General features: G+C 71.5%; 13 protein-coding genes. 2 read left to right on the top strand and 11 right to left on the bottom strand.

Features of this window, described 5'->3' with window-relative positions; all coding sequences use genetic code 11:
• The first annotated feature begins 50 nt into the window (after positions 1 to 50).
• Positions 51 to 1187 (top strand): methyltransferase, encoded by a 1137-nt coding sequence (locus RB628_RS10265; protein WP_318320069.1) that lies wholly within the window; start codon positions 51 to 53, stop codon positions 1185 to 1187.
• Between the two features lie 48 nt (positions 1188 to 1235).
• Here RB628_RS10265 and RB628_RS10270 read toward each other — a convergent pair whose 3' ends face one another.
• From RB628_RS10270 to RB628_RS10280, 3 genes are read right to left on the bottom strand one after another with little or no spacing between them, the layout of a single operon-like run.
• Entirely contained in the window at positions 1236 to 2024 is a 789-nt protein-coding gene (locus RB628_RS10270) for a helix-turn-helix transcriptional regulator (RefSeq protein ID WP_318320018.1), read from the bottom strand.
• Between the two features lie 28 nt (positions 2025 to 2052).
• Positions 2053 to 2901, bottom strand: coding sequence for a class II fructose-bisphosphate aldolase (locus RB628_RS10275; RefSeq protein ID WP_318320019.1), 849 nt, complete (start codon positions 2899 to 2901; stop codon positions 2053 to 2055).
• 52 nt (positions 2902 to 2953) lie between these two features.
• Positions 2954 to 3853: a sugar isomerase gene (locus RB628_RS10280; RefSeq protein ID WP_318320020.1), complete on the bottom strand. Its 900-nt coding sequence runs from the start codon at positions 3851 to 3853 to the stop codon at positions 2954 to 2956.
• Positions 3854 to 3999: 146 nt separating this feature from the next.
• Here RB628_RS10280 and RB628_RS10285 point away from each other — a divergent pair, with 146 nt between their 5' ends.
• Positions 4000 to 4779, top strand: a complete 780-nt coding sequence (locus RB628_RS10285) for a DeoR/GlpR family DNA-binding transcription regulator (RefSeq protein ID WP_318320021.1) — start codon at positions 4000 to 4002, stop codon at positions 4777 to 4779.
• Positions 4780 to 4823: 44 nt separating this feature from the next.
• Here RB628_RS10285 and RB628_RS10290 read toward each other — a convergent pair whose 3' ends face one another.
• From RB628_RS10290 to RB628_RS10325, 8 genes are all read right to left on the bottom strand, one after another.
• Positions 4824 to 5279 carry an RpiB/LacA/LacB family sugar-phosphate isomerase gene (locus RB628_RS10290; protein WP_318320022.1) on the bottom strand — a complete coding sequence of 152 codons (456 nt, stop codon included), beginning with the start codon at positions 5277 to 5279 and terminating at the stop codon, positions 4824 to 4826.
• 9 nt (positions 5280 to 5288) lie between these two features.
• The gene (locus RB628_RS10295; RefSeq protein WP_318320023.1) at positions 5289 to 5417 is read right to left on the bottom strand and encodes a hypothetical protein; all 129 of its coding nucleotides are present in this window, start codon (positions 5415 to 5417) and stop codon (positions 5289 to 5291) included.
• Between the two features lie 90 nt (positions 5418 to 5507).
• Positions 5508 to 6782, bottom strand: a complete 1275-nt coding sequence (locus RB628_RS10300) for an alpha-glucoside ABC transporter substrate-binding protein (RefSeq protein ID WP_318320024.1) — start codon at positions 6780 to 6782, stop codon at positions 5508 to 5510.
• The gene (locus RB628_RS10305; protein WP_318320025.1) at positions 6779 to 7996 is read right to left on the bottom strand and encodes a hypothetical protein; all 1218 of its coding nucleotides are present in this window, start codon (positions 7994 to 7996) and stop codon (positions 6779 to 6781) included. The genes RB628_RS10300 and RB628_RS10305 overlap by 4 nt, the downstream gene beginning before the upstream one ends.
• On the bottom strand, positions 7900 to 10200 hold the full coding sequence (locus tag RB628_RS10310) for a serine/threonine protein kinase (protein WP_318320026.1): 2301 nt from the start codon (positions 10198 to 10200) through the stop codon (positions 7900 to 7902). The genes RB628_RS10305 and RB628_RS10310 overlap by 97 nt, the downstream gene beginning before the upstream one ends.
• Positions 10201 to 10279: 79 nt before the next feature.
• Entirely contained in the window at positions 10280 to 10687 is a 408-nt protein-coding gene (locus RB628_RS10315; protein WP_318320027.1) for a twin-arginine translocation signal domain-containing protein, read from the bottom strand.
• 150 nt (positions 10688 to 10837) lie between these two features.
• Entirely contained in the window at positions 10838 to 11038 is a 201-nt protein-coding gene (locus tag RB628_RS10320) for a YbdD/YjiX family protein (RefSeq protein WP_318320028.1), read from the bottom strand.
• A complete protein-coding gene (locus RB628_RS10325) occupies positions 11035 to 13215 on the bottom strand; it encodes a carbon starvation CstA family protein (RefSeq protein ID WP_318320029.1) in 2181 nt (726 codons plus the stop codon). Before RB628_RS10325 ends, RB628_RS10320 begins: the two co-directional genes overlap by 4 nt.
• Positions 13216 to 13218 lie beyond the last annotated feature (3 nt).

Raw genomic sequence — 13218 nt, forward strand, 5'->3', positions numbered from 1 at the left:
ACCGGGCGTGAGCTGCGGCTCGGTAGGGTGGGGCCACGATGACCGACCCTATGGCGACTCCCTGGTCCGAGCTGACGCTGACCCGCTTCCCCGCCGACCCGCGTGAGCGGCTGCGTGCCTGGGACGCCTCCGACGAGTACCTCCTCAGGCACCTCGCGGAGACCGGGACCGAGCTGTCCGGCACGGTCGTGGTCGTCGGCGATCGCTGGGGCGCGCTCACCACGGCGCTCGCGGCGCACCGGCCGACGCAGATCACCGACTCGTTCCTGGCCCAGGAGGCCACCCGGGCGAACCTGCGGCGAGCCGGCGTGGACGCGGATTCCGTACGGCTGCTCACCACCCAGGATCCGCCGCCCGCGCGCGTCGACGCGCTGCTCGTCCGGGTGCCGAAGAGCCTGGCACTGCTTGAGGACCAGCTGCTGCGACTGGCGCCCGCGCTGCACGAGGGCACGGTCGTCGTCGCCACCGGCATGGTGAAGGAGATCCACACCTCGACGCTGAAGCTGTTCGAGCGGATCATCGGCCCGACCCGGACCTCCCTCGCGGAGAAGAAGGCCCGGCTCATCCACTCCACCGTCGATCCGTCCGTGGACCGGGGCGCCAGTCCATGGCCGTACCGCTACGAGCTGCCCGAGGACATCGGTCCGGCTTCGGGGCGCCCGGTCGTCAACCAGGCGGGCGTCTTCTGCGCCGAGCGCCTCGACATCGGCACCCGGTTCTTCCTCCGGCATCTGCCGGAGCCGTCGGGCGCCGCCCGGGTCGTGGACCTGGGCTGCGGGAACGGTGTGGTCGGCACTGCGGTGGCGCTGGCCGCACCGGAGACCGAACTGCTGTTCGTCGACGAGTCGTTCCAGGCGGTGGCCTCGGCGAAGGCGACGCATCAGGCCAACGGGCTGCTCGGCGGGCGTGCCGAATTCCGGGTCGGCGACGGGCTGGCCGGGGTCGCCGACGGGAGCGTCGACCTCGTGCTCAACAATCCGCCGTTCCACACCCACCAGGCGACGACGGACGCCACGGCCTGGCGGATGTTCACCGGAGCGCGGCGGGCGCTGCGCCCGGGCGGGGAGCTTTGGGTGATCGGCAACCGCCACCTCGGCTATCACCTCAAGCTGCGGAAGCTGTTCGGCAACAGTCAACTTGTCGCGAGCGACGCCAAGTTCGTGGTGCTGAAGGCCGTGAAGCAGTGAGCAGTGAGCAGTGACGACGTTATGACGACGTGGTGTATTTCTACCACTTCATGGGGCAGTAGTGGCTGTCTCTCCCCGCAGCGCGCGTGGTGACGCGCCGAGTTCACGTCGGCATGCCTTGTTGAATGCCTGCAGGTCGGGGATGCCGACGGAGGCGGCCACGGCAGGGATGGAGAGGGTCGAGGCGCGCAGCAGGTGATGGGCGCGGTCGAGTCTGCGACGGCGGACGTATCCGACCACCGTATCGCCGGTCGCGGCCTTGAACAGCCTGGTCAGGTGGTTGTGCGAGACGCCCGCCGCCTGGGCGACGGCCGGCACGGCGAGCGGGGCGGCCAGCCGGCCCTCGATGTACGCGATGGCCGCGCTGACCGCCGGGTGCGGGCCGGGGCCGGGGCGTTCGGTGTCCGGAGTCAGGTGGGCGATGCGCCACAGCGCGGTCCAGATCTCGGCTCTTGTGCGCTCGGGGGTGCGCGGCACGGCGGCGACCGCGGCGAGCAACAGGCCGGTGAGAGTGGGGAGTTCTGGGCCCGCGTCCTGGACGACGGGCACCGTGCGCGACGGGCCGACGGGCAAGATGCGCAGATGCGCGTAGAGGTGCTCGGCGCGGCCCTGGTAGCGGAAGCGGACCGTGACTCCGGGCGGTACGAGGCTGACGCGGCCGGGGCGGACGGCGTGCGGTGTGCCGTCGACGATGAGCTCGGCCTCGTACTGGTAGAGATGCAGCTGCCACAGTTCCGGCAGGCGGAAGACGTCGGTGCGGCTCGCGACGCCGTGCACGCCGACGCCGGCGTTCGCCACGTGGGGCGGCTCGCCGAGGTGCAGCTCCGTTTCGCGCATGGTGAAAAACTACCAGTGCTGGTCTCTGTCAGCTCAGCACGCCGATGATCCGTGTCACCGCCCGCGCCATCGCCTCTCTGCCCTCGCTCAGATACCTGCGCGGGTCGACCGCCTCGGGGTGGGCGGCGAGGAACTCCCGGATGGCGCCGGTCATCGCGATGTTGAGGGCAGTACCGACGTTGACCTTGGTGATGCCGCCCTCGACGGCGGCGACGAGTTCGTCGTCCGGTACACCGGACGAGCCGTGCAGGACGAGGGGGACGTCCACGGTGGCGGAGAGCCGTTTCAGGAGGTCGTGGTCGAGGGCTGCCGTACGGGTGGTCATGGCGTGCGAGCTGCCGACGGCCACGGCCAGGGCGTCCACTCCCGAGTCGGCGACGAAGGCACGGGCCTCGGCCGGGTCGGTACGGGCACCGGGTGCGTGCGCGTCCAGCGGGGCCCGTCCGTCCTTGCCGCCCACCTGCCCCAACTCGGCCTCGATCCAGAGACCTCGGGCGTGTGCCCAGTCAGCGGCGGCCCGGGTCGCGGCGAGGTTCTCGGCGTACGGCAGCCGGGCCGCGTCGTACATCACGGAGCTGAATCCGGCACCGGCCGCCTGACGCAACAGGTCGTCGCTCTGTATGTGGTCGAGGTGCAACGCGACGGGCACGGTGGCGCGTTCGGCGGCCGAGGCGGCGGCGCGGGCCAGCGGAAGGACCTGTTCGTGGTGGAACCTGACCGCGTTTTCGCTGACTTGGAGGACGACGGGCGAACCGGCCTCCTCGGCACCGGCGACGACCGCCTCGGCATGCTCCAGGGTGATGATGTTGAACGCGACGACGGCCGAGCGCGCGGCGACGGCACGGGTGATGAGCTCGCCGGTGGTCACGAGGGGCACGACCTCTCCCTTCCCGTCAACGTGCATGCGGTGGCTGGAGGCTGACGAGACATCAGAGGCTGAGGATCACCGAGCGGGTGAGGTGGCGCGGACGGTCCGGATCCAGACCCCGTTTGGCCGCGACGGCGACCGCGAGGCGCTGTGCGCGCACAAGCTCGGCGAGCGGATCGAGCGCCCCGGGCACCCACAACGCCCCCGTGGCCCGGACCTGTTCGGCCAGTCCTTCCGGTGCCTCGCCGAACATCCAGGCCGCCGTACCCCGGGTGGTGACACTGATGGGACCGTGCCGGTACTCCATCGCCGGGTACGCCTCGGTCCAGGACAGGGACGCCTCGCGCATCTTCAGCCCGGCCTCGTTGGCGAGCCCCACCGTCCAGCCCCGGCCGAGGAAGGTGAACTGCGTGCACTCGACGAGCCCCTCGGGCAGCCGGCCCGCCAGCGCCGTACGGCAGTCGTCGACCACAGCCTCCCTGTGCAGTCCGAGGTGGGCGCGGAGAAGGGTGAGGGCGGTGGTGGCGAATCGCGTCTGCACGACGGACCGTTCGTCCGCATAGTCGAGCACGACGACGTCATCGGCGGCTTCCGTCACGGGAGTTCGGGGGTCGGCGGTTATCGCGGACGTCCGCGTCCGCGTGCCCGTGGGCGGGCCGTTGCGCAGTCGCCCGAGCAGTTCGAGCACCTCGGTGGTGGTGCCCGACCGGGTGAGGGCGACGACCCGGTCGTACGGCCGTCCGTAGGGGAACTCGGAGGCGGCGAAAGCGTCCGTCTCGCCCTGCCCCGCGCCTTCCCGCAGGGCCGCGACGGCCTGCGCCATGAAGTACGAGGTGCCGCAGCCCACCATCGCGACCCGCTCCCCCGCCGCCGGCAGCGCGCGGGCGTGCTCGGCCGCCTCCGTGGCGGCGCTGGTCCAGCACTCGGGCTGGCTGTTCAGCTCGTCCTCGACATGGGTCATTCCGCACCCCTCCCCCAGAGAGCAAAACAATGCTTGTTTATGCAAGATATAGCCACTTTTCAAGCAGCATCAAGCATTCGGGTGGCGGGGCTCTGTGAACATTCGGTGCGCTAGGGTCGCGGAAGATCGAGGAACGGAGAGTCCCCATGTCCCGGGACGCCCGCTGGAAGTCCCTGGTGGAACTGCTGGTCGAGCGGGGCCGGCTTGAGGTCGAGGAGGCGGCTGCCGAGCTGGAGGTGTCGGCCGCGACGATCCGCCGCGACTTCGACCGGCTCGCCGAGCAGCAGATGCTCGTGCGCACCAGGGGCGGCGCCGTGGTGCACGGTGTGTCGTACGAACTGCCGCTGCGCTACAAGACCGCCCGCCGCGCCTCCGAGAAGCAGCGCATCGCGAAGGCGGTCGCGGATCTGGTCGCCCCCGGTGAGGCGGTGGGTCTGACGGGCGGTACGACCACGACGGAGGTGGCGCGCGCGTTGGCCGTACGCGGCGATCTGACCGCCGGTTCGCCCGCGCTGACGATCGTCACGAACGCCCTGAACATCGCCAACGAGCTGGCCGTACGGCCCCAGTTCAAGATCGTGGTGACGGGCGGGGTCGCGCGCCCGCAGTCGTACGAGCTCATCGGGCCGCTCGCCGACGGTGTGCTGAGCCAGATCACGGTCGACCTGGCCGTGCTGGGCGTGGTCGCCCTCGATGTCACGCACGGGGCCGCGGCGAACGACGAGGCGGAGGCCGCGATCAACCGGCTGCTGTGCGAGCGCGCCGCGCGGGTCGTGGTCGCCGCCGACTCCAGCAAACTGGGACGGCGGGCGTTCGCCCGGATCTGTGCGGTGGGAGCGGTCGACACGCTGGTCACCGACACAGCAGCGGACGCGGAGACGGTGGAACGGTTCCAGGAGGCCGGACTCAGAGTGATCACGGTCTGAGCGGTGGGCCGGTACCCGGCACCGGCCTCCTCAACTCCCTTGGTTCACAGAGCCCTTCTGCCATTGTCGAGCTGCTCGACGCGCGCCACGTTCTCCCGGTCCCCGGCGTCCCCGCTCGCCTCGGCGGCGAACCATGCGTCGAGGATCTCCTTGAGCAGCGGTTCCGACGTCAGACGCAGGCTGAGCGCGAGCACATTGGCGTCGTTCCAGCGGCGCGCGCCGTCCGCCGTGTAGGCGTCGGTGCACAGGGCCGCGCGGACCCCGGGCACCTTGTTCGCGGCGATCGACGCACCCGTACCGGTCCAGCAGCACACGACGGCCTGGTCTGCGTTCCCGGCCGCGACCTCGCGCGCCGCCGCCTCCGAGCAGGCGGCCCACTGCGGATCGTCGCCGGGGCTCAGCGCCCCGTACGTCACCACATCGTGTCCGCGGTCGCGCAGTTGCCCGAGGAGGGCGCGGGCCACGGGTTCGTCCATGTCCGAGGAAACGGAGATCCGCATGCCCCGAGACTACCCAGCCGTGGAACGGACGGCCGCCGCGAGTCGCGGGATCGGGGCCTTGGCCTGACCACGGTTGACGGCGTGCAGCTGACCGGGGCCCCAACCGTCCTGCACGTCGAACCCGTTGCCGAAGACCATGCCCCCCCACTCCTCGGGAAGCATGACGATGCGCGAAGTGAGACTCTGCGCCACAGGGATGCGGCGGTCGCCCCGCCAGGGCCTCGCGTCTTATCCGCCGGGCGCGCAGATGTCCTGCGGCGGCCGGAAGGAGCGGTCGTCGGCGGAGTTCTCGTCCGCCTGGACACGTACGGATTCCAGCTGACGGAGCAGCGAGTCGAGGCGCTCCGTCGTGTGGTCACGGAAGAACTCCAGCACCGCCCGGTAGAAGACGTCGCGCACCTCGGGCGGCATCACGTCGGACGCGTCGAAGCACAGGGTGCGGGCCCGTGACGTGAGCAGGGAGTCGATCTCCTGCTCGACCGGGTCCGCGGACGCCGTCAGGGGCAGTCCGGCCGGGTCCGGGAACAGCGGCCGCACCGCCGGGCCCGCCTCCGTCCGCCAGAGTTCCCGTCCAGCCGGGCCCGACAGCCTCTCCACCAGTTCCTGGGCCGCCGGATCGTCGCTGAAGACGGCGGCCATGTCGCCCGCGACCTCGTACACGTCCCGGTATTCGGGCTCCCCGTCCAGGAAGCGGGCGGACGGTTCCACTCGGACGTCGTCGCCCGCGTAGACGTACCGGATGAAGGCGCTCTGGTGCTCGTGGGTGCAGTCGAAGCCCGGCGAGTCGAGCAGACCGCGCGGCTCTTCACCGGGCTGTGGCGTGCCTTCGTACGACGTGGTCAGGGACTGCTGGACCGACGTCCGGGAGCGGTCTCCGAGCAGTCGCGCCCAGGTTCTCCAGGCCCGCTGGACCGCCGGGTCCCGCCAGCTCAGCCTGCCCGTGGCCCACTCGGTGTAGCGGGCGGGACCCGCCTGGTGGAGCAGGATGTCCTCGATCCAGTCCGTGCCGGGCCAGCCCGAGGTCTGCTGCGAGGCGAGCCCCACGCACCACTCCGGGTCGGTGGAGGAGGTGCCCTCCTTGCTCCACACGAGGCTTTTCAGATCGACCTTCAACGGCACCCAGTACGTCCGTCGTCTGCTGTCCACGATCAGGGTCGGCGCCCACGGCGGATAGGCGCGCTCGGCGGTCGCCTCGACGAGCGGCCTGAGTTTGTCGCGGCGGGCGTACTCGGTGAGTTCGCCGATGCTGTTGAGGATCGCCACGTCCGGCGGGGCCTCCGCCTCCAGCTGTGAGACGAGGGTCTCGCGCAGCGAGCGGGTTCCCTCGTACGTGTAGGTCCGTCCCGTGCCGTCGTCCAGTTTCCGCAGGGCCGCCTCGAAGGCCCGGCCCTCCGCGCCGGTCCAGGGGCCGAGGACGACCAGCGGGTCGGGGGCGTCCCGCGTACAGCCGGGGACCAGGGTGAGCAGGCAGACCGCGAGCAGGGTGCGAAAGGCGCGGCTCATGAGACGGCTCCCTGGCGGGTCACGACGAGGTATTCGCGGCGGTACCCGTGCAGGGCGGCGCCGGCGAGGGCCGCGCAGGCCAGGCCCGTGGGGAAGACGAACGGTGCCGCTCCGTCCAGGAAGGCGAGCCGTCCGTCGGCCAGACCGTCGTCGATGCGGGACTCCAGCACTTCGATGGCCCCCGGATCGGGGCCGTCGAACGGGCGTTCCTCCACGATCGACTCCGTCTTCGGCGAGGTCCGCTCGGCGAGCGCGTCCGCCACCGGGAGAGCCCTGTGCTGGGCGTGCTGCGCGAGCAGCGCGTCGGCCGTCAGGAGCGGCAGGGCGAGCAGCGGCAGGGAGGCAACGGTGAGGGGGATGCTGAGCCGGAGGCGGAAGCGGCGGCGCAGGAAGGACACGGTCCGCCAGAGACCGGCGGCGAGCAGCACGAGGGCGAGCCAGGAGACGACCGCGGCGGCGATCACGCCCGTGCCCCAGGCGGCCCGGTCCGCGAGCCGCTCGCGCAGTTGCTCCTCAAGGCCCGACACCCGGTCCACGATCGCGGTCGCGTCGGAGTCCGTGCCGGGCGGACACTCCGGGTAGCGGTCCGCGCGCTCCGCGACGGCCGGGGCCGAACAGAGCATGCTGCGCGCGTACGTCAGTTCCGCGTCCCGCAGGACCGGATCGGCCGCGTGGCCCTGTGCCCGGCCGATCCAGGCCGTGTAGTCCACGACCAGTGCGGACGCCACGCGCAGGTCCTGCTCCTCGGCGAGGGTGAGCGCCCCGCCACGGGTGACCTGGTTCAGTCGCTGCGTCGCTCGCGCGATCCGCGTGCGGTACCGCTCGCTGAGTCCGCCGAGCTCCGCCGCCCGCCCCTCGTCGAGGCTCTGCTCGGCCTCGCCCTGTGCGATGAGCAGCGAGGCCCTGGCGTCCGCGAGGTCGACGAGCGCGGGCGCCACCCGGTCTCGTACGTACGCGGAGTCACCGCGCACGCCCGCATACGCCCAGCCGAACGCTCCGAAGGCCACCACGGCGAGCAGTGGCACCGCGACGAGCCGGTCCCGCAGATACGCGCGGTTGCGGCGGCCGGCGGTGGACGGCCAGGCGTAGCGCCGCACGCGGCGGGCGAGTTCGGCGGTTACGGCGGCAGCGGCCCGTCCGAGGCGGACGGCGGCCTGTGCGAGGGCGCGGAGGCGGCCGTACGGAGCCAGTCGGCGAGTATCTTCCCGAGCCATGGACTGTCCCTGCGGTGTCGGAAGGCGAGCGGACGGACCTCGTACGCGCGGTCCAGGAGAACCTCGGCGACGGCCGCGTCCTCCGGTGCGGCGGAGCGGGCTGCCTGGTGGGCGAGGGCGAGATGGAGCCGGGAGAGATCCTTGCGCAGGCCGGGCTCGTCGGAGGGGAGGCCCAGCCGCGGGTCGGCGTCCCCGGCCAGCGCGGCGAGTTCGGTCCTGTCGAGGGCGCCTCGCGTGAGCGCGCCGTGCACGGCCTCCCATCCTTCGAGGGTCAGCCGGGCCCGGGCGTCCTCGTCGGTCAGCCCGTGCGCGTGGAAGAGCAGGCCCAGCCGTCTCAGCATCTCGCGCAGCCGTTCCGGGAGTTCTCCGCTCCGCTCGGCGTTCCGCACGTGCTCGACGCCGATGCGAACGGCCGCCGTGCGGGCGGCAGTCCGATGCCGTGAATGCTGCGGTACCGCGTCCAGTTCTCGCACGGCCTCCTCCCACGACCGCTCACCGCCCAGCGCGAGGCGGGCCCGCGCGGCGCCGAAGGCCGCGCTGCCCAACGACGGGTTGCGCAGCCGCACCGCCTCGTAGAACGTCAGTGCCTCGTGCCATCGCCCGAGGCACTCGGCGCAGTACCCGAGGGCCAGCTTCGGCGCGTACTCGCCGGGGATCGCCGCATACACCCGGTCGAAGTGACCGCCTGCGACCGCCACTTGGTCTTGCGCGAGCGCGAGCAGTCCCCGGTGCCAGTCCAGTCGCCAGTCGTACGGAGCGCGTTCGGGGCCGACCGACTCCTCGGCGGCCCGCAGCTCCCGTTCAGCGGACTTCGGCCTGGCGCCCGCCGCCCCGAGGCGCAGGCGGCAGCGCAGCAGATGGACTTCGGTGGAGTCGCTCCAGTCCCCGGTGTGCTGCAGCAGGGCCTCCGGGGCCGCATCGGCCAGTCTGCTCAGCTCGGCGTGGTGGTCGTCGTGGCGGTCGGGCCGCGGGACGGGCAGCCGGTACGCGACCTCGGCGGGTGAGGGCGGCGCGTACGGAGAGGGGGCGCCGGGTGCGGCCCAGTGTGCGAGGGGCGGCGCGGATCCGAGTGCGCCGTCGAGCGCGTAGGCCGACTGCAGGAAGAGCGGCGAGGGTTCGAAGGTCTCGATGCCGGTTCGCAGGGATCTCAACTCGCGGAAGACACCGCGTAGTTGTTCCGACATCTCGCGCGCGTCGGCGAACCTCTCGTGCCGCTCGCTCCGGGTGGCACGCTGCAGCACCCGGGCGAGCGAGACGAGCCCGAGCCCGCGGGGAACGGGAGTGGTCGTCCCCTCGGTCGCGGTCGCCGCTGTGGCTGGGCCGTCCGGAGCGCCGAGGTCGCCGAGCCTGGCCAGGTCCTTGGGCGAAGTGCCGAGGCCGCTCAGCCGCCGTAGCGTCTCCCCCAGGCTGTACAGGTCGTCCTGGCCGGTGGACTCGCCGTTCGGGCCCACGGTCGGGGCCCGGAATCCCCCCGTCGTCAGACCCGGGAGCCCCGTGGCCCGAACGCTCCCGACGTCGATGATCTTCGTCGCGGTGCCGTCGTGCATGACGTTGTCCGGTTTCAGATCGCCGTAGACCTTGCCGGGCGGGTCAGCGTGCAGATGCCCGAGCGCGGACAGGATCCGTAAGCCGTACGCGAGCACGAACTCGTAGAACCGTGCGCCGCCGAACTCGTGCGGGTTCAGTCGCGCTCGCGCCCGTACCTCCTCCAGGGTCAGTCCGTCCACGTACTGGAGCACGAGGAAGTCGCCGACCTCGGGGTGATGCCCGTAGTTGTAGACGCGGATGATGTCGTCGTGGCTGAGGTCCACCAGCGCCCGGCGTTCCCGGACCAGGGCGCCCGCCGCGACCGCCGCCTGCTCGGGGTGAAGGATCTTGATGGCGACCTCACGGTCGTCGACCTTCGTGTCGAGTGCGAGGTAGACATCGCCCATCCCGCCGTAACCGAGCGGCCGGATCAGCAGGTACTGCCCTGCCAGTAACTGCCCGGGCGGCAGCGGCAGTTCCTGCGGGTCGATCCCGCGGGACGCCGTCCGCTCCAGCAGGGTGATCGTGGGCAGCACGGTCGGATCGGGGTTCTCCTCGGGGAGCTCGACACGCGCGGCCCGCAGGAACGCGGGCTGCCCGGCGACGACGAGCGGCCCGAACGACCACTCGGAGTCCGGCACTTCACCGGACATGCCTTTGCCCACATCCCCCGCCATGCTGCCCCAGAGTAGGCCCGACGCCGCGAAATGACTCCTCTCGTTCCGTGCGGACCGTGCGGAACTCCCGCGGCGGCGCTCAGCCCCCGATCTCCGGACCGCAGCACCCCTCGCGCCGCATATGGCGGCTGACCTCCAGCCAGTCCCCGGGCGGGGCCTGCTCCAGCAGGTCGTGGCGCCGTGCGGAGGGGGACGCGAAGGCGTCGACCAGGTACGCCTGCTCGAAGGGGACACCGCCGCGCGGCACGGTCCGCAGTACGTTCTGGATCCGGGCGACCAGCCGGTCACCGTAGGGGGTGAGGGTCGCGGAGCCGCCCGTGGCGGCGGTGAAGGTGATGCTGGTCCTGTCGGGCGCGGCGGCCACGACCGGTGTACCGACGGTGGCGAGGGCCGTGGTCGTGGCGGTCGCCTGGAGGAATCTGCGGCGGGAGAGCGGGCCGGACGGGGTGTCGTCGTCCCTGGTGCTTGAGGTGCCTTCGGTGGCCAAGAGAGCTCCCACAGAGGGGAGTTGGCGTGTCGGACAGGTAAGACAGGAGCGACCAGGGGGAAACCGTACGGGGCGGAGCCCGTTTCCGGACCCCGCCCCGATGCTTCTCGGCCGATCTTCACCTATTTCCCGGAAGCCGCGTGCCCGGTGTCAGCAGCAGCGACTCTGCGGGTGGGTCTCCCGGTGCAGGGTGCGCAGCACCTCGTACTCCCGCCGGGTCGGTACGGGGGCGTGCGGGTGGTGGCCCAGGTGACGCGCGCAGTAGCGGTCGTACTCGGCTTCTCCGGTCAGTTCGCGCAGGTACCAGCGCAGGTACCGGAACACGGCCCGGGCCCGGTGCCGGACGTTCACGAGCGGGCCCCGACCAGGGGCTCGGCGGCGGCGTCCTCCCGCAGGTCGATGCGGGATTCGACGTACGGCGCCTCGGTCGTCGGGAGCGGGACCGGTGAGCGTACGGCGCGTACGCACACCACGGCCGCGTTGGCGATGACCACCGTGACCAGCAGCAGGAACAGAGCGATCAGGACGCCGTCGACCGTGGAGTTGGTGACCACGGTGTGCATGTCGTCGAGGGTCTTGGCGGGCGCGATGACCTGACCGGTGTCGATGCCGTCGGCGTACTTGGCGCGCTGGGCGAAGAAGCCGACCCGGGGGTCGTCGGAGAAGATCTTCTGCCAGCCGGCGGTGAAGGTGATGGCGACGACCCAGGCGAGCGGAACGCCGGTGACCCAGGCCCAGCGCAGTCGGCCGGATTTGATCAGTACCGTCGTGCAGACGGTGAGGGCGATGGCGGCCAGCAGCTGGTTGGCGATGCCGAAGAGCGGGAAGAGCTGGTTGATTCCGCCGAGCGGGTCGGTGGCGCCGGAGTGGAGGAAGTAGCCCCAGGCGGCCACGACGAGTCCGCTGCACAGCCAGATGCCGGGCTTCCAGTTGACCCGGCCGATGGGCTTCCAGACGTTGCCGAGCATGTCCTGGAGCATGAAACGTCCGACGCGGGTGCCCGCGTCGACCGTCGTCAGGATGAACAGCGCCTCGAACATGATGGCGAAGTGGTACCAGAAGGCCTTCAGGGCGGCCCCGCCGATAACGCTGGAGAAGATCTCCGACATGCCGACAGCGAGGGTCGGCGCACCTCCGGTGCGGGCGATCAGTGTCTGCTCCTCCACGGCTTTCGCCGCCTGCGTCAGCTGGTCGGGGGTGATGGTGAAGCCGAGGCCCGCCACCGCCTGGGAGGCGGATTCGGCGGTGGTGCCGAGCAGTCCGGCGGGGGCGTTCATGGCGTAGTACAGGCCGGGTTCGAGGGTGGCCGCGGCGATCAGCGCCATGATCGCGACGAACGACTCCATCAGCATGGCGCCGTAGCCGATCATCCGGACCTGGGATTCCTTCTGGATCAGCTTCGGAGTCGTCCCGGAGGCGACCAGTGCGTGGAAGCCCGAGAGGGCGCCGCAGGCGATGGTGATGAAGAGGAACGGGAAGAGCGAACCGGCGAAGACCGGGCCGGTGCCGGAGGAGGCGAAGTCGCTCACCGCGTCCGCCCGCATGACGGGCGCGGCCACGACGACCCCGACCGCGAGCAGCGCGATGGTGCCGATCTTCATGAAGGTGGAGAGGTAGTCGCGGGGCGCGAGCAGCATCCACACCGGGAGGACGGAGGCGACGAAGCCGTATCCGACCAGGCAGAGGACCAGGGTCGTCGGGCTGAGGGTGAAGGTGTCGGCGAGCGAGGAGTTCTGGATCCAGCTGCCGCCGACGATCGCGAGCAGCAGCAGCGCGACCCCGATGAGGCTGGTCTCGACGACCCGGCCGGGTCGCACGACATGCATCCAGAACCCCATGAACAGGGCGATGGGGATGGTCATGGCGACGGAGAAGGTACCCCACGGCGAGTGGGCGAGTGCGTTGACCACGACGAGGGCCAGCACGCCGAGCAGGATGATCATGATGGCGAACACGGCGATCAGAGCCGCCGCGCCGCCCGCCCTGCCGATCTCGTCCCGGGCCATCTGCCCGAGCGACTTGCCGTCCCGCCGCATGGACAGGAACAGCACCACCATGTCCTGCACCGCCCCGGCGAAGATCACTCCGGCGACGATCCACAGGGTGCCGGGCAGGTACCCCATCTGGGCCGCGAGTACCGGCCCCACCAGCGGTCCGGCGCCCGCGATCGCGGCGAAGTGGTGGCCGAGGAGCACCCGGCGGTCGGTCGGCTGGAAGTCGACGCCGTCGTCGAGGCGTTCGGCGGGAGTGGCCCGGCTGTCGTCCGGCTTCAGTACGCGCCGGACGACGAAGCGGGAGTAGAAGCGGTAGGCGATGGCGTACGAGCCGAGGGCGGCCATCACCATCCAGACCGCGGAGATCTCCTCGCCCCGGGCCAGCGCGAGGACTCCCCACCCGACCGCGCCGACCAGGGCGACGGCGGCCCACAGCAGGATGGAGCGCGGTGTCATCCCGGAGGGACCGGGGGGCGTGGGCGGCGGGCCTTCCGGCGCCGGGAGAGCGGATTCGGGCATGGCTGATGCGGACATGGC

Source organism: Streptomyces sp. ADMS (genome assembly GCF_033441795.1).
GTDB lineage: Bacteria > Actinomycetota > Actinomycetes > Streptomycetales > Streptomycetaceae > Streptomyces.